Raw genomic sequence first — 25,985 nt, forward strand, 5'->3', positions numbered from 1 at the left:
AACCCGCAACAACAGGGGTTACACATGGCTGAATACGCGCCGCTTACCAGAGATCAGCTGATCGAAACCATCAGCCGTGGCGAAAAGCCCGCCGATCAGTGGCGCGTGGGTGCCGAGCATGAAAAGTTCGGCTTTGACCGCTCCACCCTGCGCCGTCCTGCCTATGAGGGTACAAGCGGCATCAAGGCCATGCTGGACGGCCTGACCCGTTTCGGCTGGGCACCGGTCTATGAGGGCGACAATGTCATCGCTCTGGAGCGCAAAAACGCCGAGGGCTTTACCGCTTCGATCAGCTTAGAGCCGGGTGGCCAGTTCGAGCTGTCGGGCGCGCCCTTGCTGACCATGCACGACATCTGTGACGAGACAGGCCGCCACCTGATGGAGGTCAAGCAGGTGGCCGACCAGATCGGTCTGGGCTTCCTCGGCGTCGGTTTCGACCCGATGTGGAAACGCGAAGACGTGCCGGTCATGCCCAAGGGCCGTTACAACATCATGCGCGCCTATATGCCCACCAAGGGCAAGCTGGGCCTCGACATGATGCTGCGGACCTCGACCATTCAGGCCAATCTGGACTTCGCGTCCGAGGCCGACATGGTGGCAAAATTCCGCACCTCGCTGGCCCTGCAACCCATCGCGACGGCCCTGTTCGCCAACAGCCCCTTTATCGAGGGCAAGCCCAGCGGCTTCCTGTCGGCCCGCGCCAATGTCTGGACCGATACCGATCCCGACCGCACAGGCATGCTGGACTTCGTGTTCGCCGACGGCTTTGGCTATGAGCGCTATGTCGATTACGCGCTCGACGTGCCGATGTATTTCGCCAAGCGCGGCGATGTCTATGAAGACATGTCCGGCCAGTCCTTCCGCGCCTTTATCGACGGCAAGGTCGATGCCCTTCCCGGCGACCGCGCCAACATCAAGGACTGGGCCGACCACCTGACGACCCTCTTCCCCGAGGTGCGTCTGAAGCAATACCTCGAAATGCGCGGTGCCGATGGTGGCCCGTGGAGCCGCATCTGCGCCCTGCCTGCCCTGTGGACCGGCATCTTCTATGACGCGCCGTCGCTGGCCGCCGCATGGGACGTGTGCAAGGACTGGGACATCGCCGACCACGAGCGCCTGCGCCGCGACGTGACCCGTCTGGGTCTGAAGGCCGAGGTCAATGGCCGCAGCGTGCGCGATGTCGCCGTCGATATGGTGGCCATTGCCAAGGACGGTCTGAAAAACCGCAACCGTCTGTCCGCCGGTATGGTGGACGAGCGCGGCTATCTGGGCGAACTGGAAGAGATTGCCGATAGCGGCATCACCCCCGCCGATCGCCTGCTGAGCCTGTATCACGGCGACTGGCAGGGCGATCTGTCGCGCCTTTACCGCGATTTTGCCTACTGATTTCAAACACCAAAGGGCCGCATCACGGCTTGTTCAACAGCGAACAGGCCGGGTGTGGCTTTCTGGCGCTTGTCCTTCCGGCCTCAGGCGTTAAGCCTTGAGGAAACAGCGTCGTCCGTTTCTTTGCGACGATGCGTATTCGGGGAGGCAGTTATGACGCGCACCGCTTTGGTTACCGGAGGCACCCGCGGCATTGGCAAGGCCATTGTCCAGCGCCTCAAGGAAGACGGCTTCAATGTTGCCGCCGGTTATTCCGGCAACGAGGACGCCGCCCGCAAGACCGCCGAAGAACTGGGCGTTATGGTCGTCAAAGGCAATGTCGGCTCGTTTGATGACTGCGCCCGCGCCGTGGCCGAGGTCGAGGCCCGCTTTGGTCCTGTCGATGTACTGGTCAATAATGCGGGCATTACCCGCGACGGCTTCTTCCACAAGATGAACCCCGACCAGTGGTCCGACGTCATCCGCGTGAACATGGACTCTGTGTTCAACATGACCCGTCAGGTCATTAACGGCATGCGCGACCGTGGCTGGGGCCGGATCGTCAACATCTCCTCGATCAACGGCCAGAAGGGCCAGATCGGCCAGACCAACTATTCCGCCGCCAAGGCCGGCATGATCGGCTTTACCAAGGCGCTGGCGCTGGAAAATGCCCGCAAGGGTGTGACGGTCAACTGTATCGCGCCGGGCTATATCGACACCGAAATGGTCGATGCCATGGACCCCAAGGTGCTGGAAAACATCGTCGGCCAGATTCCCGTCGGTCGTCTGGGCAAGGGCGAGGAGATCGCGGATATGGTGGCCTGGCTGTCGGGAGAGCGTGCCGGATATGTCACAGGCTGCACACTCTCGCTCAATGGCGGACAATACCTCGTAGGGTGACCCCGACTCTGCCTAAAATCCGCCGCGCCTTCATCGGACGAGTGAAGTTATGAATTGCGTGGCCCTGCCAATGGTGGAGAAACCGCCCTTGCCTGTAACCGATGTGGGTACATCGGGCGCCATAGGTGTGCGCTCTGCAGGTCACGGTTTCGCCAGCTTGGGTATCGGCACGGTTGGCCTGACGACCCTGACCCTCTGCGTCGCACTGATGGGCGCATCGGCAGCATCGGCACAGGTCCTGACCGGACAGGAGCGCGGCAACGCGCAGGTCGAGTATAGCCGCCAGATCCGCTCGCAATCGGTCACCCGCACCACGCCGCGTATTGGCCGCTATAGTGCCGCTACCGGACAGGGCTTTGTGCTGGACCAGTCGGGATCGCAGGTCCTGCTGCGCTTTGACCGCTCGAACGAGACATGGGTGCTGCGCCCGTCCTCGGCCCCGCGCGGCGACACCATCTATCGCAATGATGCGGGCGAACAGGTTTTGCGCGTGAATGCCAGCGGCGGCATCACCCTGTATTCCTCGCGCAGTCCGGGCGGCTCGCCGGTATCCACCGAAAGCGGCCCCGTCCCCAGCCTCGAGCCCCAAGCTCTGGGTCCGGTCCAGTTGTTCAACCTGATGACCCGCCGTTCGGGCCTCATCAGCGATGCTGTGGGCCGTCTGGTCCAGATCAATGTCTATGGCGATGAATCCGAGGCCCTGTGCGTCGAGGCCCTGATCGTGGCCACCGACACGGTGATCCGCATCGCCCGCTCGCCCAGCGCCAAGCCCTTCCTTGAGCGCCTGCGCGTCATCACGATTATCGAAGGCAACCGCTCGGCTGTGACCTATCAGCGTGGCGAGCTGCGCGTGGTGGTGGACCCGTCGCGCGGTGTGGCCGGTCGTCCGTCCTCGGCCCGTATCATCCGCGCCATTATCCCCGAGGACTAGGGCCACACAGCCCTGCCCTAGCCCGCAAAGCTGTCCTTGCCCGCGCGGCGCTCGGCAAAGGTCTTCGCATTTCCCGCCGTCAGGAACGGGTTAAAGCGTTTTTCGACCCCCACGGTCGTCGGCACCGTCCACTCGCCCCGCTCGCGCTTGGCAAAAATCTCGTCGCAATGGGCCTTAAGGGCCGCATCTTCCGACAATGACAGTGCAAAGCGGGCGTTCGAGGCCGTGTATTCGTGGGCGCAATACAGCACCGTCTCGTCATCCCATTGCGCAATGCGTGACAGGCTGTCCCACATCTGTTCGGGCGTGCCTTCAAACAGACGCCCGCAGCCCAGCGCAAAGATCACATCGCCCACAAAGGCCACCCGATCCGCCACCGCGTGAAACGCCACATGGCCCAGCGTATGACCGGGTACCGCCACCACATCAAAAGCCGTTTCGCCCAACCAGATACGGCTACCGTCGGTTATCACCTGATCCAGCGGCGCGGCGCGCCTCACCTCTTCGGGACCGATAATCTTGCACCCCGTCTCGGCCTTCAGCTTTTCATTGCCGCCCGTATGGTCGGGGTGCCAGTGCGTGTTCAGCACCAGATCCAGATGGTCCCAGCCCGCCTTGTCCAGCTCGGCCAGAATGGCATCGGCGTCGGGCGTATCGATCGCAGCCACCTGCCGGCTGTCCTGATCGAGGACCAGATAGCCATAGTTGTCGTTCAGGCACGGGAATTGACGGATTTCTAGGGTCATACAGACATCCTAGCCGATACACCCCGCATCATCCTATAGTGCCTGTCATGCGGCGCAGTATCGACGAGCTTCGATCATTTTACGGAGACCCCAAGGGGGCTCTGGTGCGACGCATACTGGCCGCTCAACTGGCCGATGCGTGGGGCACAGCCGACAATTGCGATGTTCTGGGGCTGGGCTATGCCACGCCGTGGCTGGGGTGCTTTAGCGGCGCGCGGCGTGTGATTGCCGCCATGCCGGGCGGTCAGGGGGCCGAGCCTTGGGTCACAGCAAACCGCAACCGTACCGTTCTGGTCGATGATCGCGCCCTGCCCTTTGCGGCGGGCCTGTTTGACCGCATCCTGCTGGTGCACGCGCTCGAAGAAGCCGACGATCCGCAGGCCCTGCTCAACGAGGCCAGCCGTCTTTTGTCGCCCTCGGGCCGTCTGATTATCGTCTCGGCGGCACGCGGCGGGCTGTGGGCGCGTAACGAAGCCACCCCCTTTGGCCATGGCCGTCCCTTCTCGCGCCGCCAGATGGAGGGCCTGATCCGCAGTTCCGGCCTTGAGCCAAGGGCGTGGTCGCAAGCCCTCTATGTGCCGCCGTGGCGGGCCATGCTGCCCTTCTCGGACGGTATCGAGCAGGTCGGTCGCCTGTTATTTCCCGGTACGGCAGGCCTGCTGCTGATGGAGGCCGGTCGCCTGACCTATGCCCGCCCCAAGCTGCGCGGTGCCCGCAGCGTCATCGCCCCCGTGCCCGCGCTCAATCCGGCCTCGACACGCGCTTCTTCGGCCCAAGGCCCCGCCCTTAGCGTCCCTGCGACGACAAGCGATCTGGCCCAAAGCGGCAAACCCCTCTATGTGGGCCAGTCATGCACCGACTGATCCTTATGCGCCACGCAGAGGCCGAGGCCCGCGCCCCACAAGGCGGCGGCGATATTGATCGCCCCTTGTCCGCACGCGGACGCGCCGAAGCCGCCGCCATGGGCCGCGCACTGGCCGCACGAGGCTTCAAGCCCGATCTGGCTCTGGTTTCCGAAGCCACCCGCACCCAGCAGACATGGCAGCAGGTCAGGGACACTTTCGGCCCTGTCGAGACGCAGATTATCGAGCATCTCTATGATGCCGATGCCCGCACCCTGCGCACCGAGGTCGAGATCAACGAGGATACGGGCGGTTGCGTACTGGTGCTGGCCCATAATCCGGGCATTCACCAACTGGCCGTGGACTATCTGGTCGAAAGCGCCGCCTCGGTGTCCGTGCTCGAAAAATTCTCGGGCGGTTTCCCGACGGCCAGCTGCGCCATCTTCAGCGTCGATGCCGCCGGTCGTCCGTCCTTCGAGGGCTGGCTGACGCCGTCGGCCCTCTGATTTCTGTTTCGCTGTCCAAGGACCGGACCATGCACCCCGACGTGGCCTATAAAATCCTGTCCGCCGCCGACTGGCGCCGCACCGTGGCCGAGGGCCGCTATGACGGTTCCGCCGTCGATCTGGCCGACGGCTATATCCACATGTCCACCAAAGACCAACTGGAACAGACCGCCGCCAAACACTATGCGGGCCTGAACGACCTGATGTTGGTCGAGGTATTGCTGGCCCCTCTGGGCGAGACCCTCCAGTGGGAGCCATCACGCGGTGGCGCATTGTTCCCGCACATCTATGGCCCTCTGCCTGCCTCGGCTGTTGTCAAAACCACCCCGATGTCCGTCACGATTGACGGCACCATGATCCTTTCCTGAGCCATTCCATGTCCCTGACCAATCTCGGCACCGCCCTTTTCCGCCAGCTTGATCCGGAGACGGCCCACCGCGCAGCCATCCATGCCGCGCGCCTCCTGCCCCTGCCCGCGCCCAAGGCCGATGATCCGGCGCTGAGCGTCACCATTGCGGGCCTGACCTTCCCCAATCCGGTCGGTCTGGCGGCGGGCCTCGACAAGAATGGCGAGGCCTTGCACGGTCTGGCCCGCATGGGTTTTGGCGCTGTGGAATGTGGCTCGGTGACGCCCAAGGCCCAGTCCGGCAATCCCAAGCCGCGCCTGTTCCGCCTCAGCGAAGACGAAGCCGTCATCAACCGCATGGGCTTCAATAATGACGGTCTGGAGCCGTTTGCCGCCCGCCTGAAGGATCGCCCGCGCACGGTGCCGATCGGGGCCAATCTGGGAGCCAACAAGGATACCGAGGACAAGGCCGCCGACTATGTGGCGGGCCTACAGCGTCTGGCGGGTCTGGCCGATTATTTCACCATCAACATCTCCTCGCCCAACACACCGGGCCTTCGCGCCCTGCAAGGCCGCGAGGCGCTGGATGACCTGCTGGGCCGCATCAATGCCGCCCGCCCGTCGGATGGTGCGCCGGTCTTCCTGAAGATCGCCCCCGATCTGGTCGGCGAAGAGATCGGCATGATTGTCGAGGCGTCTCTGGCCCACAAGATCGACGCCCTGATCGTTTCCAACACCACGCTGGAACGCCCCGCCCATCTGAAATCGGCCTTCAAGGGCGAGACGGGTGGTCTGTCGGGTGCGCCGGTCAAACCCTTTGCCCGCCGCGCCCTGCAAGCGGCTGCCGAGGCCTCGCAAGGCCGTCTGCCCCTGATCGCCGTCGGCGGTATCGATAGCGGTGCCGAGGCCTATGAGCGTATCCGCATGGGCGCATCCGCCATTCAGGTCTATTCGGCCCTTGTCTTCAAAGGCCCGCGTCTGGTCGCGGATATCAAGCGTGACCTGCTGGCTCGTCTGCGTGCGGACGGTTTTAACACGCTGAACGACGCAATATCGACGTTCCGTTGACAGTCCATTAGGGCTCGCCGCACATAATCGCGTTCATAATGCCACCCAAGGTGGTAAAAAACGTCAACGCGCGTGGGGAAATCAATGGCCGAGGCCGTGCAATCAGCGCAAGCGCACGCGACTGGCTGGGCGACAGCGATGGCTGCACGCCACAGAACGGTGACGCACCGCATTGCCGCGGCAGTGGCTTCGGCTGTGGTCATGGCCCCGATTATCGGCGTCACCACCATTCTGGCCTGGGTCTGCTGCTACATGTTCATCATCGGGCTGGAGCGGATCGTGGTCCGCGTTTCCAGCGCCACTGACGAATATGGCCCGCGCGGTCTGCAAGGTTTTCTGTACGACGCCATCCTGTTCACCTCGGTCCTCACCTTTGCGTGGATCGTCATGCCGCTGTGGTTTGTAGCGGGCATTTATGGCGGTCTGTGCGCCTGCATCTATCTGGGCGCAGGCATGGTCCAGTCGATCATCAACGGTGCCGGATCGCTACGCATCACGATCATCACCACCATCCCCACGGCTCTGGCCATCCTAGCCACGCCGCTGATGCTGCAACAGACAGGGGCGGCGACCAACGAGATCGTGGCCATTACCATGGCCTGTCTGGTGTTTCTGGGCATCTGTCTGGGGGCGGCCCAGCGCCTGTACACGTCCGACCGCAACCAGCGCATCGCCTATGCACTGGCCGAAAGCAAACGTGCCGAGGCCGAGGCCGCTGTCGCCGCACGCACGGCCTTCCTGTCCACCATTGCCCATGATCTGCGCACCCCGATCACCGCCATCATGACCGGCGCCGACACGCTTCGGGACAAGACCCTGCCGCAGGCCCGCGAAGAGCTGGCCATGATCGGTGATGCGGGCCGGATGATGAACAGCCTGCTCAACGACCTGCTGGATCAGGCGCGCATCGATGCCGGTCGCCTGACCCTGAACGAACAGGCGTTTGACCTGCGCCGCATGATCGCCCAGACCGCCCGCCTGTGGCAGGACCCGATCCGCGCCAAGGGTCTTAAACTGCATCTGGATATTCCAAACGACCTGCCCGTCGCCCTGTTGGGGGACGAGGTGCGGCTGCGTCAGGTGCTAAACAACCTGATGTCCAATGCGCTGAAATTCACCTCCACAGGCGCCATCACCCTGCGCTGCCGTTCGTGGGTGGACGATGCCGACAACCACGCCCTGACTCTGGAAATCGAGGACACCGGACGCGGTATGCTGGACAGCCAGATCGCCCGTCTGTTTACCCCGTTCGAGCAGACCTCGAACGATATTGTGACCCAGCATGGCGGCTCGGGTCTGGGTCTGTCGATCTGTCGTGACCTCGTGCGCCTGATGGACGGTCGCCTGACCACCCGCAGCCAGTTGGACAAGGGCAGCATCTTTACCGTGGCCCTGACCCTTTACCCTGCCGAGGCCAGCGCCATCGGCAACGTCCCTGCGGCGCTGAACCAGCCCTATATTCCGGCGGTGATCGCCCCCGCCGATACCGGGTTTGACGATCTGTCGGCCTCTGTCCCCGCCACGGTTGCCGAACAGGCCACCGCCTTTATCCCTGCCCCCGAGGCCTCTGTCTCCGATGCCACAGATAGCGAAGAGATCGACGAGGCCCCGTTGCGGATTCTCATCGTGGACGACCACGAGATCAACCGCCGTGCGATCCAGTTGATCCTGCAAGGCTTTGACTGCGATATCTCCATGGCCACCGACGGACGCTCGGCGCTGGAGATTGCCGACCATTCGGCCTTTGACGTCATCTTTATGGATGTGCGTATGCCCGAACTGGACGGCCGCGAGACGACGCGCCGCCTGCGCAAGAGCGGCGGTCCCAATGCGACAACCCCCGTCATTGCCGTCACCGCCGACAATGCGCCCGAGGACCAACTGGCCTGTGCGGCGGCGGGCATGACCGCCTATCTGGCCAAGCCCCTGACACCGGCCAGCCTGATTGCCGTCCTGCAGTCCACGCTGGAACAACAGGCAATGACCGCAAGCGGCACCCAAAACGCCGCCTGAGCCAAAAATACGCGGCACAAACAAAAAGAGCGCCCCGAACAGGGCGCTCTTTTCACATCCGCGAAGGGCTGTGTTTACAGCTGTTCGATCAGGAACTCGGCGGCCGAAACCTTGAACTCGCCGCCTTGCTCGACATTCAGCTTCTCGACCACGCCGTCCTTGACCAGCATGGAATAGCGCTGCGAGCGCACACCCATGCCAAAGCCCGAAGCGTCCAGCTCCAGACCCAGCGACTTGGTGAAGGCACCATTGCCGTCGGCCAGCATGACGATGTCGTCATTGCCGTTCAGGCCATTGGCCTCGGCCCATGCGCCCATAACAAAGGCGTCGTTCACCGACACACAGGCCACGGCATCCACGCCCTTGTCGGTCAGGGCCGACAGGTTGTCTTTATAGCCCGGCAGATGGCGCGCCGAGCAGGTCGGGGTAAAGGCACCCGGAACAGCAAACAGGGCCACGGTACGGCCCTTGAAGAAGTCCTGCGTCGACACCGGACGCGGCCCTTCGGCCGTCATTTGGGTCAGGTTGGCCTCGGGCAGGCGCTCGCCGGTCTTGATGGTCATGGGGTTTCCTCCAGACACCGCAGCCGGCACATCCGGATAACGGTTCGCCCTGAACATAGTGCAGTCCCCACCCGCGCCAAGTCCGCACCCCCGAAAAACCCGCGCATAGCTTTGTTTATTCTGTGAAGGCTTCGCCCCTTGCGCACGGCGCATACGCACCCGACTATACAAACTATGAGCGCGGCCCCCACCTCCGACCTGCATGCAACCGAATGGCCCTCTCTGGCAGGGCGTATTCTGGTCGCCATGCCGGGCATTGATGACGAACGTTTCGAGTATGCCGTCATTCTGGTCTGCACCCATGAAGGCGATCATGCCATGGGCCTGCGCCTCGATCTTCCGGCCCCCGGTGTCGATCTGGCCTATGTGCTTGAGGCGCTGAACGTGAACCATCACGGGGCCACGGGCCGTCCGGTGCTGCTGGGCGGGCCGGTCGAGCCGGAACGCGGCTTTGTGCTGCACACCGATGACTGGTTCAGCGACGAGACCAGCTTGAGAATCCATGGCGGCATGGCCGTTACCGGCACCCGCGATGCCCTGTCCGCTATGGGCGAGATCACCGGCCCGGCTCGCTCGGCACTGGTGCTGGGCTATGCCGGATGGGACGAGGGCCAGCTCGAAGAAGAACTCAGCGAGAATGTCTGGCTGACACTCGATGCCGATGCCGATCTGATCTTTGACGAAGACTATGCCGGTAAATGGAGCCGCGCCCTTGCCCTGCTGGGCGTGGACGCCGCCAATCTGTCATCGCACGGCGGCAACGCCTGATCGTTGATTAATTCAGCTTCTGGCCTTGATCGGCGCGGCCCCGTCGGCCAGCGATTCATTGAGATAGACCTCGGCCTCCTGCGCCGGTAGCGCCGGTGCATAGCCAAAGCCCTGACCATAGTGGCAGCCGTCCTTGACCAGCAGATAGGCCAGACCGGCATTCTCCACGCCCTCGGCCACCACTTCCAGTGACAGGTCGCGCCCCAGATTCACAATCGAGCGCACGATCTTGGCCGAGCCCTCGTCCTTGTCCATCGTCAGAACGAAATAACGGTCGATCTTGAGCGTATCGAACGGCAGTCGCGCCAGATAGGACAGCGACGAGAAGCCGGTGCCGAAATCGTCCAGAGCCAGCGACGCCCCGACCTCGCGCAGCGAGGCCAGAATATCGGCGGCCTTGGCCGGATCGCGCATGATGTCGCTCTCGGTCACTTCCAGCTTGAGCGCCCCCTTGGGCAGGCCGGTCGTGGCGATGATTTCGGAAACATCGTCCACCAGATGCGGGCGTTCGATCTCGCCCACCGACAGGTTCACGCTGCAGAACAGGGCCCCTGCCGACGGATGGCGTGCCAGCCATTCGGCCAGTTGGCGTGCGGCCTGGCGCATCATCACCAGACCCAGCTCGCCCATCAGGCCCATTTCCTGCGCCAGTGACAGGAACTCGTCCGGTGCCACCAGTCCGCGCACAGGGTGACGCCAGCGCGCCAAGGCCTCGAAACCGGCCACCGCCCCCGTCGAGAGGTTCACAATCGGCTGGAAGAAGGGTTCGATCTCGCCACGGCTGAAGGCGTTACGCAGCTCGCTTTCCAGCGCCAGCCGCGACAGGCTGTCATTTTCCAGCGCACGACCATAGGCCGCTGCCCCGCCGCGCCCTGCCGCCTTGGCCCGTTCCAGCGCCAGAGATGCCCGACGCAGCAACTCGCCTGCCGCCGCCGCATCCTGCCCGCCCTCGGCGGTCACCGCGCCAATGGCCACGGTCGGATAGATGTCATAGCCCGCCACCGAGAGCGGCAGTTCCAGCGCCTCGCGCACCCGCTCGGCTGTGGCATTGCCCGCCAGACGGTCGCGGGCCACAAACACGGCAAACTCGTCCTCGCCCACCCGCGCCGGTGCCGCCTCTACGGGGAAGGCCGCCGACAGCCGCGAGCCCAGTGTCGATAACAAAAGGTCGGCCCGTTCCGGCCCCAGCGCCTCGTTCAGGCGTTTCAGGCGGTCCAGATCGGCGACCACCATTTCGTAATCGCCCGGCACTTTCAGAATTTCGGTCACGCGGCCCAGAAAACTGTGACGGTCCAGAAGCTGGGTCAGGCTGCAACGGGACGATGTGGTCATGTGCCGCTCCAGCGTCACAATACCTGCCGCCCTCAGCCCGTCCTCCAGCCACACACCGCGCCACAGGCACATATCGCCGCCGCGCATACGCAGGCGTACCGAAATCTCGGCCCCCTCCTCGCGCGGCTTCAGGAAACGCTCGGCCAGTGCCCTGTCCTGCGGCAAGGTCATGGCCACAAAGGTCGAGGCCGAACATTCCGGCGCGACCGGTCCCAGTCCCAGAGACGGGGTGGCCCCGCTAAAGGTGATGCTGTCCTGCGAGGGTGTCCACGCCCATAGCGCCGTATCCGCGGCAGCCAGAGCTTCCAGCGCCATCGTCGGGTCCCATCGTGCAGATCGGGTGCCTGAACCGGATATGGATCCGGTCAGCGATCGGGTGCGGTTGGTCAAAATGGCCTCACAGGGTGCTCTCCGGCAGACCCCGCCCCCCAAGGTCGGACTCCAGAACGGCAAACAACAGATGGTCTGCCCACACCCCGTTAATTTTCAAATAAGCCTTGGCCGTTCCTTCGTGACGGAAGCCCGCCTTTTCCAGAACCCGTTTCGATGCATGGTTGTGTGGCACACACGCCGCCTCGACGCGATGCAACATCAGGTTGTCGAACGCAAAGTCCAGCAGGGTCTCTACCGCCGCCGTTCCGCGCCCCTCGCCTGCATAGGGACGACCGATCCAGTAGCCCAGCGTCCCTGTCTCGGCCACGCCGCGACGGATATTGGACAGGGTGATCGCGCCGGTCAGGGCACCCGTCGCCTCGTCGATGACAAAAAAGGGATAGGCGGTGCCCAGTTCCATTTCGCGGTCATAGATGGACAGGCGGCGCTTGAAGGCGGCACGGCTCAGATCATCCTCGCCCCATGCCGGCTCCCACGGTTGCAGATAGTCGCGCGATGCCTCGCGCAGGTCTGCCCACGGGTGGTAATCCAGCGCACGCGGGGCACGCAGGATCACACCCGGTCCATGCAGGACCGGCCCGCTATTTCCCGATTTCCAGTCAAACAGGGCCATCGGCACCCATTTACGCCCTTATGCCGCTGTCGCGAAAGGGCGCAGTCTCAACTTGAGTGCGACTTGATTGTGGATGCAAAGGCTTTTGCCGCCTTGATCGCCGATTTCGGCCCCAGAACAGCCGAGGCCGTGCGACCGTCTTCCAGCAGCTCTTTGCCGAAACGCAGCATATCGGCGGCGGTTACCGCCTCCAGCGAATCAACCAGGGTTTCCGACGCCACGGGGGCCCCGTAAACTAGCGCCTGCGTGGCATGGCGGGCCGAGCGGTTGGCCGCGCTTTCATCGGCCATCCATAGCCCTGCGGCCATCACCGCCTTGGCCCGTTGCAGTTCGGCCTCGGTCGGACCGCCTGTGGCCAGTTCCACCACCTGTTCGGCACAGACCTGCGCCAGTTCCTGCGAACGCTCGGCGGCAGCCCCCGCATAGATGCCGATCAGACCGATATCGTCATACGGTTCCATATAGGCGTCGATGGCATAGGCCAGACCGCGTTCCTCGCGGGCCGACTGGAACAGGCGCGATGCCATGCCCCCGCCCAGTATCTCGGTAAACAGACGCGCCACCGGCATGTCCGCCGATTTCGCATCGGGCCCGACCATCTGGAACACCAGATTGGCCTGTTCGATCTTGCGGGCCATGCGGGCCTCGCCGCCGATAAACTCGGCAGGCACCACTTCGGGCGCGGGACTGGCCACGGCAGAGCCGAACCATTGCTCGGCCAGTTTCAGGAACTCGTCCTCGTCCACACCGCCAGAGATCGACACCACCATGCGGTCCGGCGAATAGAGTGCCGCCCGCCATTGAGAAATCATCTCGCGCGTGACCGGCTTCAGGCTCTCGACCGAACCCAGAATAGGCCGCCCCAGCGACTGGTCGAAAAAGGCCGTGGCCTGCGCCATTTCGAAAACATGGTCGTCGGGCGTATCGAAAGCTTCGGCGATTTCCTGCGCCACCACATCTTTTTCGCGCTCGATCTCGACCGGATCCAGCGTCGGACGCAGGACCAGATCGGACAGCACCTGCATCGACAGGCCCAGCGCCCCGTCCACACCGCGCACATCGAAACTGGTGCGCTCATAGCCGGTGGCGGCATTGATCGAGCCACCTGTCGCCTCGATCCGCTCGACAATCTCGCGTGCGCCCATATCGCCCGCGCCCTTGAACACCAGATGCTCCAGGAAGTGCGACCAGCCCGACTGGGCCTCGCTTTCCAAGCGCGCTCCGCCTGCGACGGCAACATTCAGGGCAAAGGTGCGACGACCGTCCAGCGGGTCGCAGATCAGTCTTACGCCGTTGGATAGCGTGTGCAGGCGAACAGTCAGGGGGTATTTCCTTACAGATCGGCCGGTCGCGTCAGGCGACGGCGCAGCAGACCTATATAGACCCCGATCAGGACAAGGGCGAGGCCGAACCATGTCGCGGCATATCCGGCGTGGTTATTGCTGAAGGCGGCAGGCGGCACCGACGGGTGCAGACCCTCTACCTCGGGGTTGATCGGAGTGGCGGCATAGACCAGCCAGCTTGAGACCGGCCCCGTCACGCCCAGCGCCTTGGCCATGGCCTGATTGTCGCGGCCATAGAACAGACGCCCTTCCGCCGGCGGGGTCATGCCCGACCGTTTGCTGACACTGCGGACCACGCCGGTAAAGGCCAGCGGCATGGCGGCATCCTCGCGCTCGACCGGACGCGCCTCGAAACCTTCGGCAATAAAGCCGCGATCTACCATCACCGTGCTGCCGTCCGATTGCGGACAGGCCGACACCAGACGATAGCCCGGCTGGCCCTCTTCAATCGAGCGCAGTGTCACGAACGGGGCGGTGTTCAGCCCGCGACAGACCATCAGTACCTTGCGGAACTCGGGCGCACCGGAGGCCAGCACCTCGTCGAGCGAGGCCGGAGCCATCTGCTCGGAGCGGGCCGACGCCGCCAGCAAGCCTTCCTTCCAGTGCAGACGCTGGACCTGCCACACGCCAAGCGCAATCAGCACAGCCAGCATGGCCACGGTCAAAACGGTCAGCACCACAGGAAAGCGTTTCTGGCTCATCACAGCCCCCTTCAATCGTCCGCGCGGCATCGCAACAGGTTCAGCGCCGTCATCAACCCCTTTCCCGGTCGCATCAAGCCCACAGCCACCACAATCACCAGCGGCAGCCAGAAAACCAGATTGACCCACAGGGGGGGCCGATAGGCCAGATTGAACGCCACCGCCGACATGCCCACCGTTATGCCGGTGATCTGCATGATGAAGGTGGCCGCACCGTCGCCCGTCTCGACCTTGCCCAGCGCAAAACCGCAGGCCTCGCACGTCTCGCTCACCTTGAGCCAGCCTGCGAACAATGCGCCCTGCCCGCATTCGGGGCACCGCCCGCGCACGCCCGCCCAGACCGCCTCACGCCCTCGCAGTTTGGGACCACGCAGTTTCTGGTTGTTGTCCATCCGGCCTATCCAACAAAAAACGGCGCGGAACCGAAGCTCCGCGCCGTCTTGAACTATCAGACTTCAGGTCTGCCTATCAGCCGTAAACGACGTACATGAAGGCAAACAGGAACAGCCAGACCACGTCCACGAAGTGCCAGTACCAAGCGGCCGCTTCGAAGCCGAAATGCTTCTCCGGCGACATCTGGCCCAGATACAGGCGCAGCAGGCAGACGGCGAGGAAGATGGTGCCGACGGCAACGTGGAAGCCGTGGAAGCCGGTGATGAGGAAGAACATCGAACCGTACAGGCCCGAATTCATCGCCGCTTCGTTGAAGAACAGCTTGCTGTGGATGATGTGGTAATATTCGTAAGCCTGCACGCCCGAGAAGATCAGGCCCAGAATCACCGTGATCCACAGGGCCAGCTTGGCGCCGTCACGGTCGTTCTTGATGATGGCATGGTGCGCCCAGGTCACGGTCGTACCCGACAGCAGCAGGATCACCGTGTTCAGCAGTGGCAGGGACCACGGGTCCAGCAGCTCGACACCCTTGGGCGGCCAGGTTGCCCAAGCGGCACCGGTCTCGGCCCAGTTGCCGATTTCCGGCGTCAGGGTGCGGGCTTCGTTGAAGATGGCCATGTCGAAGAACATCCAGAAGAAGCTGACGAACAGCATCACTTCCGAAGCGATGAACATGATCATGCCATAACGCAGACCGATTTGGACGACCGGCGTGTGGTCACCCTTTTGGCTTTCACGGATGACATCGCGCCACCAGCCGAACATGCAGAAAAGAACACCGGCCAGACCGGCAAAGAACATCCATTTGGTGCCTTCCGGCAGGCCAAACATGCCCTTCATCCAAACCACAGCACCCGTCAGCATGACCACGACGGTCAGGGACGTGAGCAGCGGCCAGGGGCTGGGATCAACCAGATGGTAGTCGTGTTGTGGTTTCGCGTGGGCCATTCCAGGGTCTCTGAATTAAGGCAAGAGTCGAGTTATGTGAGGCTATAGCGTTGCCGAATGGCGTTTGCCAATGCCTATTGGGCGGAAACCTCGGGATCAAACCCTTTGGTTGGGTAAAAGGTATAACTCAGGGTTATTTCTTTCACGCCGCGCCCCTCACGATCGGTTGCCAGTTCGGGTGCTACGAAATACTGAATCGGGAAGATCATCTCCGCACCCGGAGCGATTTCCTGTCCTTCAAAACAGAAACATTGCAGTTTCTGGAAATAGGGACCGGCTTTGAGTGGCACCACATTATAGGCTGCGGTGGCATGAAGCGTTTCATTCGAGGTGTTCTTGACCTTGAAATAGGCCATGCCGGTTTCACCGATCCGCACACGCTGGCTCACCTGCTCGGCCTCGAAGGTCATGGGCAGGTTACGCACATTGGTGTCGAAATGGATCATCACAGTCTGGTCAAGCACGGTATCGGGTGCCTTTTCGGCCAGCATCACCGTGCCGCCAAATCCGGTCACCTGACAGAACAGGCGGTATAGCGGCACTGCGGCAAAGGCCGCGCCGACCATGGCCATCACGCCAAAAACACACAGGATGGCGACAAGGTTCTTGCGCCCCTGCGTTTTCGCAGCGCCCTGATCGACCATTTAGTTCGCCTCCGGGACCACGACACCGGCGGCAATGTTTTGCGCGGTGTCCTGAGCCTTGCGCGCCTCGTTATTGGCATGCATGCGCGAAACGGTGATGGCATAGACCGTCGCGATGAACAAAAGCAGGCCAAAGGCGATGGCGATGTTGCGGCGCTTGCGGGCCTTCACCTGCTCGTCCGTCAGTTTGATGAACTCGGGCTGGCTCATGGGCATCAGACTCCAATGATCGGCAGTTGCTCGACCAGCAGGGCCGAGAACAACGCCATCAGATACAGGATGGAAAAAGCAAACAGATTGCGGGCCGGTTTGGCCTCGAGGCGCACATCATACAATGCGGCTTCTCGTCCTATGGCGTCCGCCTTGTCCGGCTGGTCGCCTGCACGCGAGCGCCACAGGCGCAGCGCCAGATACAGGAAGAACAGGCCGCCGGTGATCGACACCACGCCATAGATCACGCCGCCCACGCCCACAAAGGTCGGCGCAATCGCGACCGGCACAAAGATCAGGGTGTAGAGCAGGATCTGCAGACGGGTGGACTTGGCCCCACGCGCGACCGGCATCATCGGAATACCGGCCTTGGCATAGTCACCGGCCGAATACAGGGCCAGTGCCCACGAATGCGGCGGAGTCCACAGGAAGATAATCAGGAACAGCAGCCAGGCCTGCCACGGCGCATCGCCGGTTGCCGCCGCCCAGCCGATGACCGGCGGGAAGGCGCCTGCAGCACCGCCAATGACGATGTTCTGCGGCGTGCGGCGCTTGAGCAGCAGCGTATAGAAGCCTGCATAATAGACGATGGTCATGGCCAGCAGGCCACCGGCCAGCCAGTTGGTCGTCATGCCCAGCAGCATGACCGAAAACACCGACAGGATGACACCAAAGCTCATGGCGTCATTCTTGCGGACGCGCCCCGCCGCCACAGGGCGGCCGCGCGTGCGACGCATCAGAGCGTCTGTCTCGCCCTCCAGTGCCATGTTGAGGGCACCGGCAGCACCGGCCCCCACGGCGATACAGATCACCGCCACCACGGCGTTCAGCAGGGGCATGTTGCCCTGGGCCGCAATCATGCCTGTCACAGCCGTAAATACGACCAGAGACATGACGCGGGGTTTCAGCAACTGGAAGAAGTCTTCCGGCTGGGCGGTCGTTACGATGGGAGCTTGGCGTTCGGTCATATTCATAAAAGGCGAAGGCCGCCCCTTCGGAAATCGAAAGGGCGGCCTCTCCATTGTTATCCCTTGGAGAGGGATATTAGTGGTGATCGTCCGCTTTAACCACCGGCAGTTCATTGAACTGGTGGTAGGGCGGCGGCGAGGACAGGGTCCACTCCAGCGTGGTTGCACCTTCGCCCCACGGATTGGCTTCTGCCGGACGACGACGGATAGCGGCTTCGATCAGCATGATCAGGAAGACGCCGACGCCGACGATGGTGATCAGATAGCCCACCGACGAAACGTGGTTCCACAGGGTGTAGGCTTCCGGATAGTCGATATAACGACGCGGCATGCCTTGCAGACCCAGGAAGTGCTGCGGGAAGAAGATCACGTTCACACCGATGAACATGATCCAGAAGTGCAACTGGCCCAGGAACTCGTTGTACTTCACGCCGAACATCTTCTCGAACCAGTAGTAGAAACCGGCGAAGATCGAGAAGACGGCACCCAGCGACAGCACATAGTGGAAGTGGGCGACGACGTAGTAGGTGTCGTGCAGCGAGTAGTCCATGCCGGCGTTCGACAGAACCACACCCGTCACACCACCGACGGTGAACAGGAAGATGAAGCCCATCGCCCACAGCATCGGGGTTTTGAAGGTCAGCGAGCCGCCCCACATGGTGGCGATCCACGAGAAGATCTTAACACCCGTTGGCACCGCAATAATCATGGTCGCAGCCACGAAATAGGTACGCAGCTCGATCGACATACCGACCGTGTACATGTGGTGAGCCCACACGATGAAGCCGATGAAGCCGATGGCGACCATAGCATAGGCCATGGCGAGGTAGCCGAAGATCGGCTTCTTCGAGAAGGTCGAGACGATGTGCGAGATCATGCCGAAGCCCGGCAGGATCATGATGTAAACTTCAGGGTGACCGAAGAACCAGAACAGGTGCTGGTACATGACCGGATCACCGCCACCGGCCGGATCGAAGAACGAGGTGCCGAAGTTACGGTCGGTCAGCAGCATGGTGATGGCGCCGGCCAGAACCGGCAGCGACAGCAGCAGCAGGAAGGCCGTGATCAACACGCCCCACGCAAACAGCGGCATGCGGTGCAGGGTCATGCCCGGTGCGCGCATGTTGAAGATGGTGGTGATGAAGTTGATCGAACCGAGGATCGACGAGGCACCGGCAATGTGCAGCGAGAAGATCGCCATATCGAACGACGGACCGGTGTGGCCCATGGTCGATAGCGGCGGATAGGCTGTCCAGCCCCCGCCAAAGCCGCGTCCCGGACCACCGTCCACGAACATCGAGATGCACAGCATGATAAAGGCGGCAACCAGCATCCAGAACGAGATGTTGTTCAGACGCGGGAAGGCCATATCCGGCGCACCGATCATGATCGGCGTGAAGTAGTTGGCAAAGCCGCCCATCGTGGCCGGCATGACCACGAAGAAGACCATGATCAGGGCGTGGGCCGTGACCGTAACGTTAAAGCCGTGCTTGGAAGCCTCGACGATCCCCAATTGCTGGATGATCGTGCCTTCCTTGAACAGCTGGATACCCGGCTCGGCCAGTTCCCAGCGGATCAGGCCCGACAGAGCGCCACCCACCAGACCGGTGAAGATAGCGAAGATAAGGTACAGGACGCCGATGTCTTTGTGGTTGGTCGAGAAGAACCAACGGGTAAAGAACCCCGGCACGTGATTGTCAGTTGCGCTAGCGCTAGCCATTTTAGATCTGCTCTCGCTCTATTACTGGGCTGCCGGCGCGACAGGCGCGCTGGCAGGAGCCGCGGGAGCGGCAGCGGTCGGGGTGGCAGCAGCGTCAGCCGGCGCCGCAGCAGCTTCGGTCACAGCGGCCGGAGCAGCGGCAGCAGCCGCATCTTCGGCAACCGGCATCGAGCCGCCCTTGGTGGCCAGCCAGGCTTCAAACTCGGCCTGGGTCACAACATTGACCTGAAGCGGCATGAAGGCGTGGTCGACACCGCACAGTTCCGAGCACTGGCCATAATAGGTGCCGGTCTTCTCGGCATTGAACCAGGTGTGGTTGGTACGGCCCGGAATGGCGTCGATCTTGATGCCGAAGGCCGGCAGGGCCACGGCGTGGATCACGTCCGAAGCGGTGATCAGCAGTTCGACAGTTGCGCCCACCGGCACCACCATCGGCTCGTCAGCGGCCAGACGGTAGAGTTGCTTGGTGGTCTTGTCTTCCGGCAGCATGTTCGAGATGTATTCCGGCACCTTGTGGTCCGGATACTCGTAGGCCCAGTTCCACTGGTTGCCGGTGATCTTAATGCGAACGTCCGGTTCCGGCATGTTCTCGTAGGCGAACAGCAGGCGGAACGAGAAGAAGGCGATCACAAACAGGATCAGGATCGGCACAATCGTCCAGATCACTTCGATCGTCGTATTGTGGCTCCACTTGGCTGCGATCGGGTTTGCACGCTTGTTATAGCGCACCACGATCCACAGCAGCAGTGCCAGAACCAGAACGCTGATACCGATACACATCGGCAGCAGCACATAGTTATGGAAGAAGGTGACTTCGTGCTTCAGCGGAGACGCGCTCTGCTGAAGGCCGATCGCCCCCGGGGTCGGCTGCCCCAAAAGTGCTTGCGCCCAAGTCGGCGAAGCGACGAATGCGCCAAGCGCAGCCGTGGCGATCCCCGCCCCCAACCGCGTTATCGCTCGCGTGCCCATCCCCATTCGAGAAGTCCTCATAATTCGTTCTGCAGCAGACATTTGCGATCCAGTCGCAAACGCGCTGCAGCCCACAAAAACCGCAGCGTTTGAGGGGTCGTTATCGGATGAATAGCCTCGGGGCAAGCGGTCAGGCCGTTTCCACCGCACAAGGATTGGGGAAATGCCGGATTAAAAGGTGTTCATGTTTAAATAGGTACCTTGCGTGGCAAGATACCTTGCGATACCCCTTTGATCAGCAACCGAGGGAAACCAATGCCCGAAACCATCGACATCCAACTGAAGAAAGGCGTTCTGGGCTTGTGCGTACTTGCCCTGCTGGCCCGCACAGACAGCTACGCCTACGAAATCGCCTCGCAACTGTCCGATGCCATCGGCATGGGTGAAGGCACGATTTATCCGCTGATGCGCCGCATGCAGACGGACGGACTGGTGGAAACCTATCTGGTCGAATCATCCAGCGGCCCTTCGCGCAAATATTACCGCCTGACCCCGCGCGGCCATGAGGCCCTCAAGGCACAGGGCGCAGAATGGGAAGCTTTTGCCCGTTCCGTGGACCAGCTTCTGACCGAGGCCGCCACGCACGACACCATCAACGCCGGCGCACCGGACGCCGTACTGGCCCTGACCGCCAAGACCGGCGACGTATCTGACAAGGGAGCTGAATAATGAACCGCAACGAGTTCCTCGCCCGCCTTCGCAAAGGCCTTGTCGGCCTGACGCAAGCCGCCGCCGATGACATCATCGCCGACTACGAGGCGCATTTCGACGAAGGCCGCGCCGCCGGTCGCAGCGAAGAAGATGTCGCCACGGCACTGGGTAATCCCGACCGCATCGCCCGCGAGCTGAAAGCCGAGGCGGGTGCACAGGCCTGGGCCCAGCAACCGACCGCCTCCAATGCCATGGGGGCCATCTTCGGCATTATCGGCCTCGGGGCCATCGACATCCTGATCCTGCTGCCGCTGGTGCTGCCGATCTTCGGCACCGTCATCGGCTTCCTGCTCGGCGGTGTCGGCGTCTTTATCGCCGGAGGCGCTGTCATGGTGGTCGGCCCGTTTGCCGGTCTGCCGGGCGGAGCTTTTGCCGCCATCCTTATGGGTATCGGCCTGATGGGCCTGGGCGTCTTCATGATCGGCCTGATGGCCATCCTGATCAAATGGATGATCGACGCCACCATCTGGTACGCCCGCCTGCACTACCGCGTCATCAAACCTGCGCTCGAACCGGCCAAGGCCTGATCGCGCCCTAACGAAAGAAGAGGACACCCATCATGATCCGCAATCTCCTCATCATTTCCGGTGCCGGTCTGGTTCTGGCCATCGTCGGTATCGGCGGCGCCTTTGCCGTCGGCGGTGCCGACCTGACCCGCCACAGCTGGAGCTGGGTCGTCAGTGAAAAGGACGACAATTTCCGCTTCGAGCGCGCCGGTCCGCAGCAGCCCGACATCCAGCGCACCATCGCCTGGACCGGCAGCGAGAGCCTAGCCATCGATATGCCTGTCACCGTCGTCTATGACGCCGCCAGCAGCGAAACCGGCATCTTCGTCTCCGGTCCCAAGGACTATGTCGATGCCGTCAAACTGGATGGCAACCGCCTGACGCTGGATGATAGCGACCTGCCCTCGCGCGGCTACATCCAGTGGACCGGTGCCGGTGTCTCCGGCTCCAGCGAGCGCGACCGTCTGACGGTCCGTATCAAGGGTGGCGCGGTCAAGAGCTTCACCCTGTCGGGCCAGACCGATCTGGAAGTGAACGGCTATAACCAGCCGTCGCTGGACCTGACGCTGGTGGGCAATGCCGATGCCGAGTTCAAAGGCACCACCCAGAGCCTCAAGATCGACGCCTCGGGCTATAACTCGGTCAAGCTGGACGAGCTTCTGACGCGCGATGCCACCATCCGTGTCAGCGGCGATGCCAGCGTGCGTACCTCGGCAGATGGCAAGGTCGAGATCGACGGCTCGGGTGATACCCGCGTCCGCCTGACCCGCCAGCCCGGCGAACTGCGCCAGAACCTGTCGGGTGAAGCCGAGGTCGTCACCAACTAGACCCGCTTTTAGCGACCGCCACCTCTCCCCCGCGCGGTCGTCCCAAAAGCGCCATAGCCCCCGTTTTCCGGTTCCTGCTGCCGGAAACGGGGGCTTTTCTTATGGCGGGGGCCCAGACCATGATGACGAACGCGGCTTTCATGCCTATCTAGCGGGCATGACCCAATCGGCTAATGCTCCTTCGCCCTCCCCCATTCTTGACGCCGCCGGTGTCGATGCGTCCGAGGCCCTGTCCATCCTGCGAACCGCGCTGGACGGCGCGGACGATGGCGAACTGTTCCTCGAAAAGACCGAGAGCGAAGCCCTGTTGTTCGATGACGGTCGTCTGAAGAACGCCAATTATGATGCCTCCGAAGGTTTCGGCCTGCGCGTGGTCGCCGGTGAAACCGCTGGCTTTGCCCACGCCAACGAAATCTCCGCCGCCGCCATCCGTCGTGCGGGTGACAGCGCCGCTCTGGCCAAGCGCGGTCATTCGGGCATTGTTGCCGATGCCCCTCTGGCCACCAACCAGCGCCTTTACGCCCCGATTGACCCGCTTCTGTCGCCGTCCTTCTCGGACAAGATCGCGCTTCTGGCCGAAATCGACGCCTTTGCCCGCGCGCGTGATCCGCATGTGGTGCAGGTGTCCGCCTCGATTGTCGGCGAGCGCCGCTCCATCGACATCCTGCGCGGTGATGGCCAGATCCTCAGCGACATCCGCCCGCTGGTACGCCTCAACGTCTCGGTGACCGTCGAAAAGAACGGTCGTCGTGAAACCGCATCGTCCGGTGCCGGTGGCCGCTCGCCCTTCGAGGAATGGATCAAGCCGGAACGCTGGCAGGCTCAAGTCGATGAATCGATCCGTCAGGCCATGGTCAATCTGGATGCCATCGACTGTCCCGCCGGTGAAATGGATGTGGTTATGGGCGCAGGCTGGCCGGGCGTGCTGCTGCACGAAGCCATCGGCCACGGCTTTGAGGGTGATTTCCACCGCAAGGGCTCGTCGGTCTTTACCGGCAAGATGGGCCAGCGCGTCGCTGCACCGGGCGTCACCATTGTCGATGACGGCTCGATTGCCGACCGTCGCGGCTCGCTGTCGTTTGATGACGAAGGCACACCGACCTCGCGCACCGTACTGATCGAGGACGGCATCATGGTCGGCCTGATGCATGACCGCCTGTCGGCCCGCCAGTTGGGGGCCAAGGCCACCGGCAATGGCCGCCGCCAGTCCTTCGCACACCAGCCCATGCCGCGCATGACCAACACCTTTATGGAGGCGGGCAAGGACAAGTTCGAAGACATGATCTCGTCCACCAAACGCGGCCTCTACGCCGCAAACTTCGGTGGCGGTCAGGTCGACATCACCAACGGCAAGTTCGTGTTCCAGTGCACCGAGGCCTACCTGATCGAGGACGGCAAGATCACCACGCCTGTTCGCGGTGCCACCCTGATCGGTGACGGGGCCACCGCCCTGACCAAGATCGAGATGATCGGCGACGACTTCGCCTTCGACCCCGGCGTCGGCACCTGCGGCAAGGCCGGCCAAGGCGTCCCCGTCGGCATCGGCCAGCCCAGCCTCAAAATGGGCGGCCTCACCGTCGGCGGCACCGCCGTCTAATCAGAAAGGTACGGTCGGCAGTTTTTCTTCAATCACTGCCGACCGTTACTCTTTAGGCACCTCTCGCCCGCCCACAAAAAGTCCACTTTAAAAGAACGCTAAACTTTAAGTTAAACTTAGCCGTTTTACTCACGAACAGTCCTCTTGGGTTGTTGTGAGTAAATTCCATGATCCCCCTACGCTCTACCTCGATTGTTTTTGGCTTAATGGCCACGATTGCGGGAGGAAGTGCCGCACACAGCGCAACCTCTACCGATGAATGGCGTGTCACTGTCAGTCCTTATGTCTGGGCCACGTCTCTGGATGGCAACATTACTCTGGCAGGACATAAGGCACCGGTCGATGTGCCGTTCTCGGATGCCTTCGACCAGCTGGAAAGCGTGGCCATGGGTGATGTTGAAGTTCGCAAGGGCCGCTGGGGCGGCTATGTCGACTACCAGTACGCCAAGACCGCAGAAGATGTGTCCCTGCTGGGAATGCCTGCCAATCTCGGCACCCGTACAACCACCGTATCCGGCGGCCTGCTATACCGCCTGATCGATGACCCCCTAGGCGGACGTACTGCCTTTGGCGACCTGCGCTCATTGCGTGTCGAACCTATTGTCGGGGCCCGCTGGAGCAAGGTGCAGGCCGATCTCGCCACACCGTTGGGGGCCACGCGCAAAGGCGCTGAATGGACCGATCTCATGCTTGGCCTGAGGGTCGAGGGTGATGTCACCGACCGCTGGACCTTGCGTGCTCAGGTCGATGCCGGTGGCCTTGGCGATAACGACCGCAACAGCGTCTCGTGGCAGGCGCTGGCCTCCTATCGCACCCCGCTGGGCGATGGGGCAGTCTCGGTCAATGCAGGATACCGCCTGCTCCAGCAGAACTATGAGCAGGATGATTTTACCGGCCAGCGCTTTGACTGGAAGGTATCGCGCCACGGTCCCGTTCTGGGCCTGTCACTCACCTACTGACCCACCAAAGGATACGACACATGCGTAATGGAATGAAGAAAGGCGCTCTTGCGCTCGCCGCCGTTCTCGCCTTGGCCGTTCCGGCTGCCGAGGCCTGCACCCGCCTTGTCTACCACGGTCATGACGGCGGCGTGATTACCGCCCGCTCCATGGACTGGAAAGACGAGATCATGACCAATCTCTGGATCTTTCCGCGCGGCATGGATCGCGATGGTGCCGGTGGCCCCAATTCCCTCAAATGGACTTCAAAATACGGCAGCGTCATTTCCAGCGGCTATGACATCTCCACCGTCGATGGCGTGAACGAAATGGGTCTGGTCGCCAACGTTCTTTGGTTGGTCGAGTCGGAATATCCAGCCTATGATCCGAACAAGCCCGCCCTCAGTATCGCCGCGTGGGCGCAATACGCCCTCGACAATTACGCTACCGTCGCCGAAGCCGTCGAAGCACTTCGCGGCGAACCGTTCGTTCTGGTCAGTGACAATGTGCCGGGCCAAAATCGCCTGACCACCCTGCACCTTTCACTGTCGGACTCTAATGGCGACAGTGCCATCTTCGAATATATCGACGGCAAGTTGGTGATCCACCATAACCGTGACTATCAGGTGATGACCAACTCACCGACGTTTGACCAGCAGCTCGCTCTGAACAGTTACTGGCAGGATATTGGCGGCACCGTCATGATGCCGGGCACCAATCGCGCCGCAGACCGCTTTGCGCGGGCCGCATTTTACGTCAATGCCATCCCCAAGTTCGAAGATCAGAACATGGCTTTAGCCAGTGTGTTCAGCGTGATCCGTAACGTATCGGTGCCGTTTGGCATTTCGACGCCGGACCAGCCGAACATCTCCTCGACCCGCTGGCGTACGGTCGTCGATCACAAGCGCAAGCTCTATTTCTTCGAGTCCGCTTTGACCCCGAACACCTTCTGGGTGGACCTGAAGAAAATTGACTTCTCCCCTAACGCGCCGGTCAAACGCCTCGAACTGGGTGAAAACCAGATCAATACACATTCTGGCGACACCACCGCAAAGTTCAGCAATGCACGGCCTTTTCCCTTCCAGGGACCACAATAGAGTCCTGTTGTCTTGGGCATTCAAGGC

At 62.3% G+C, this 25,985-nt stretch carries 28 protein-coding genes; 15 read left to right on the forward strand and 13 right to left on the reverse strand.

The annotated features are described in order from the left end of the window. Positions 1 to 24: 24 nt before the first annotated feature. From FHS64_RS00785 to FHS64_RS00795, 3 genes are all read left to right on the forward strand, one after another. Positions 25 to 1,386, forward strand: a complete 1,362-nt coding sequence (locus tag FHS64_RS00785; RefSeq protein ID WP_167174257.1) for a glutamate--cysteine ligase — start codon at positions 25 to 27, stop codon at positions 1,384 to 1,386. Between the two features lie 153 nt (positions 1,387 to 1,539). Then, positions 1,540 to 2,265, forward strand: coding sequence for an acetoacetyl-CoA reductase (gene phbB / locus FHS64_RS00790; RefSeq protein WP_167174260.1), 726 nt, complete (start codon positions 1,540 to 1,542; stop codon positions 2,263 to 2,265). Between the two features lie 88 nt (positions 2,266 to 2,353). Further along, the gene (locus FHS64_RS00795; protein ID WP_243862654.1) at positions 2,354 to 3,196 is read left to right on the forward strand and encodes a DUF4908 domain-containing protein; all 843 of its coding nucleotides are present in this window, start codon (positions 2,354 to 2,356) and stop codon (positions 3,194 to 3,196) included. Between the two features lie 17 nt (positions 3,197 to 3,213). On the opposite strand, the gene gloB is transcribed toward FHS64_RS00795, so the two are convergent. Further along, positions 3,214 to 3,942 (reverse strand): hydroxyacylglutathione hydrolase, encoded by a 729-nt coding sequence (gene gloB, locus FHS64_RS00800; RefSeq protein ID WP_167174263.1) that lies wholly within the window; start codon positions 3,940 to 3,942, stop codon positions 3,214 to 3,216. A 47-nt stretch (positions 3,943 to 3,989) separates the two neighbouring features. On the opposite strand from gloB, the gene FHS64_RS00805 reads away from it, so the two are divergent. The 5 genes from FHS64_RS00805 to FHS64_RS00825 all read left to right on the forward strand — a co-directional run bounded on the left by FHS64_RS00805 (position 3,990) and on the right by FHS64_RS00825 (position 8,717). After that, a complete protein-coding gene (locus FHS64_RS00805; RefSeq protein ID WP_167174266.1) occupies positions 3,990 to 4,805 on the forward strand; it encodes a methyltransferase domain-containing protein in 816 nt (271 codons plus the stop codon). Further along, the gene (locus FHS64_RS00810; RefSeq protein ID WP_167174268.1) at positions 4,793 to 5,290 is read left to right on the forward strand and encodes a SixA phosphatase family protein; all 498 of its coding nucleotides are present in this window, start codon (positions 4,793 to 4,795) and stop codon (positions 5,288 to 5,290) included. The genes FHS64_RS00805 and FHS64_RS00810 overlap by 13 nt, the downstream gene beginning before the upstream one ends. 29 nt (positions 5,291 to 5,319) lie before the next feature. Continuing rightward, positions 5,320 to 5,658, forward strand: a complete 339-nt coding sequence (locus FHS64_RS00815; protein WP_167174271.1) for a DUF952 domain-containing protein — start codon at positions 5,320 to 5,322, stop codon at positions 5,656 to 5,658. 8 nt (positions 5,659 to 5,666) lie between these two features. Further along, complete coding sequence (locus FHS64_RS00820) at positions 5,667 to 6,704, forward strand: quinone-dependent dihydroorotate dehydrogenase (protein WP_167174273.1); 1,038 nt, start codon at positions 5,667 to 5,669, stop codon at positions 6,702 to 6,704. Between the two features lie 138 nt (positions 6,705 to 6,842). Next, positions 6,843 to 8,717 (forward strand): response regulator, encoded by a 1,875-nt coding sequence (locus FHS64_RS00825; RefSeq protein ID WP_167174277.1) that lies wholly within the window; start codon positions 6,843 to 6,845, stop codon positions 8,715 to 8,717. Between the two features lie 74 nt (positions 8,718 to 8,791). Here FHS64_RS00825 and FHS64_RS00830 read toward each other — a convergent pair whose 3' ends face one another. Further along, positions 8,792 to 9,280: a peroxiredoxin gene (locus tag FHS64_RS00830; protein WP_167174280.1), complete on the reverse strand. Its 489-nt coding sequence runs from the start codon at positions 9,278 to 9,280 to the stop codon at positions 8,792 to 8,794. Positions 9,281 to 9,454: 174 nt separating this feature from the next. On the opposite strand from FHS64_RS00830, the gene FHS64_RS00835 reads away from it, so the two are divergent. Continuing rightward, entirely contained in the window at positions 9,455 to 10,048 is a 594-nt protein-coding gene (locus tag FHS64_RS00835) for a YqgE/AlgH family protein (protein ID WP_167174283.1), read from the forward strand. Between the two features lie 12 nt (positions 10,049 to 10,060). Here FHS64_RS00835 and FHS64_RS00840 read toward each other — a convergent pair whose 3' ends face one another. The 11 genes from FHS64_RS00840 to coxB all read right to left on the reverse strand — a co-directional run bounded on the left by FHS64_RS00840 (position 10,061) and on the right by coxB (position 20,303). Then, positions 10,061 to 11,695, reverse strand: a complete 1,635-nt coding sequence (locus FHS64_RS00840; RefSeq protein ID WP_167174286.1) for a putative bifunctional diguanylate cyclase/phosphodiesterase — start codon at positions 11,693 to 11,695, stop codon at positions 10,061 to 10,063. Positions 11,696 to 11,777: 82 nt separating this feature from the next. After that, positions 11,778 to 12,386 (reverse strand): GNAT family N-acetyltransferase, encoded by a 609-nt coding sequence (locus FHS64_RS00845; protein WP_167174289.1) that lies wholly within the window; start codon positions 12,384 to 12,386, stop codon positions 11,778 to 11,780. A gap of 47 nt (positions 12,387 to 12,433) precedes the next feature. Further along, positions 12,434 to 13,708 (reverse strand): M16 family metallopeptidase, encoded by a 1,275-nt coding sequence (locus tag FHS64_RS00850; protein ID WP_243862739.1) that lies wholly within the window; start codon positions 13,706 to 13,708, stop codon positions 12,434 to 12,436. Between the two features lie 11 nt (positions 13,709 to 13,719). After that, complete coding sequence (locus tag FHS64_RS00855; protein WP_167174292.1) at positions 13,720 to 14,430, reverse strand: SURF1 family protein; 711 nt, start codon at positions 14,428 to 14,430, stop codon at positions 13,720 to 13,722. A gap of 11 nt (positions 14,431 to 14,441) precedes the next feature. Further along, complete coding sequence (locus FHS64_RS00860; protein WP_167174295.1) at positions 14,442 to 14,822, reverse strand: DUF983 domain-containing protein; 381 nt, start codon at positions 14,820 to 14,822, stop codon at positions 14,442 to 14,444. 76 nt (positions 14,823 to 14,898) lie between these two features. Continuing rightward, positions 14,899 to 15,771 (reverse strand): cytochrome c oxidase subunit 3, encoded by an 873-nt coding sequence (locus FHS64_RS00865; RefSeq protein ID WP_167174298.1) that lies wholly within the window; start codon positions 15,769 to 15,771, stop codon positions 14,899 to 14,901. 74 nt (positions 15,772 to 15,845) lie between these two features. Further along, entirely contained in the window at positions 15,846 to 16,415 is a 570-nt protein-coding gene (locus FHS64_RS00870) for a cytochrome c oxidase assembly protein (RefSeq protein ID WP_167174301.1), read from the reverse strand. Next, positions 16,416 to 16,625: a hypothetical protein gene (locus FHS64_RS00875; protein WP_167174303.1), complete on the reverse strand. Its 210-nt coding sequence runs from the start codon at positions 16,623 to 16,625 to the stop codon at positions 16,416 to 16,418. Between the two features lie 5 nt (positions 16,626 to 16,630). After that, positions 16,631 to 17,599, reverse strand: a complete 969-nt coding sequence (locus FHS64_RS00880) for a heme o synthase (RefSeq protein WP_167174306.1) — start codon at positions 17,597 to 17,599, stop codon at positions 16,631 to 16,633. A 70-nt stretch (positions 17,600 to 17,669) separates the two neighbouring features. Then, the gene (ctaD, locus tag FHS64_RS00885; RefSeq protein ID WP_167174309.1) at positions 17,670 to 19,313 is read right to left on the reverse strand and encodes a cytochrome c oxidase subunit I; all 1,644 of its coding nucleotides are present in this window, start codon (positions 19,311 to 19,313) and stop codon (positions 17,670 to 17,672) included. A gap of 21 nt (positions 19,314 to 19,334) precedes the next feature. Next, on the reverse strand, positions 19,335 to 20,303 hold the full coding sequence (gene coxB, locus FHS64_RS00890; RefSeq protein WP_243862655.1) for a cytochrome c oxidase subunit II: 969 nt from the start codon (positions 20,301 to 20,303) through the stop codon (positions 19,335 to 19,337). A 234-nt stretch (positions 20,304 to 20,537) separates the two neighbouring features. On the opposite strand from coxB, the gene FHS64_RS00895 reads away from it, so the two are divergent. The 6 genes from FHS64_RS00895 to FHS64_RS00920 all read left to right on the forward strand — a co-directional run bounded on the left by FHS64_RS00895 (position 20,538) and on the right by FHS64_RS00920 (position 25,958). After that, a complete protein-coding gene (locus FHS64_RS00895) occupies positions 20,538 to 20,951 on the forward strand; it encodes a PadR family transcriptional regulator (RefSeq protein WP_167174312.1) in 414 nt (137 codons plus the stop codon). Next, complete coding sequence (locus tag FHS64_RS00900) at positions 20,951 to 21,520, forward strand: DUF1700 domain-containing protein (RefSeq protein ID WP_167174315.1); 570 nt, start codon at positions 20,951 to 20,953, stop codon at positions 21,518 to 21,520. Before FHS64_RS00895 ends, FHS64_RS00900 begins: the two co-directional genes overlap by 1 nt. Before the next feature lie 32 nt (positions 21,521 to 21,552). After that, positions 21,553 to 22,326, forward strand: a complete 774-nt coding sequence (locus FHS64_RS00905; protein WP_167174317.1) for a GIN domain-containing protein — start codon at positions 21,553 to 21,555, stop codon at positions 22,324 to 22,326. Between the two features lie 157 nt (positions 22,327 to 22,483). Then, positions 22,484 to 23,923 (forward strand): metalloprotease TldD, encoded by a 1,440-nt coding sequence (gene tldD, locus FHS64_RS00910; protein WP_167174319.1) that lies wholly within the window; start codon positions 22,484 to 22,486, stop codon positions 23,921 to 23,923. A 206-nt stretch (positions 23,924 to 24,129) separates the two neighbouring features. After that, positions 24,130 to 24,882 carry a hypothetical protein gene (locus FHS64_RS00915; protein WP_243862656.1) on the forward strand — a complete coding sequence of 251 codons (753 nt, stop codon included), beginning with the start codon at positions 24,130 to 24,132 and terminating at the stop codon, positions 24,880 to 24,882. A gap of 20 nt (positions 24,883 to 24,902) precedes the next feature. Continuing rightward, on the forward strand, positions 24,903 to 25,958 hold the full coding sequence (locus FHS64_RS00920) for a linear amide C-N hydrolase (RefSeq protein WP_243862657.1): 1,056 nt from the start codon (positions 24,903 to 24,905) through the stop codon (positions 25,956 to 25,958). Positions 25,959 to 25,985: the final 27 nt, after the last annotated feature.

The organism is Brevundimonas terrae (assembly GCF_011761985.1).
GTDB classification, from domain to species: domain Bacteria; phylum Pseudomonadota; class Alphaproteobacteria; order Caulobacterales; family Caulobacteraceae; genus Brevundimonas; species Brevundimonas terrae.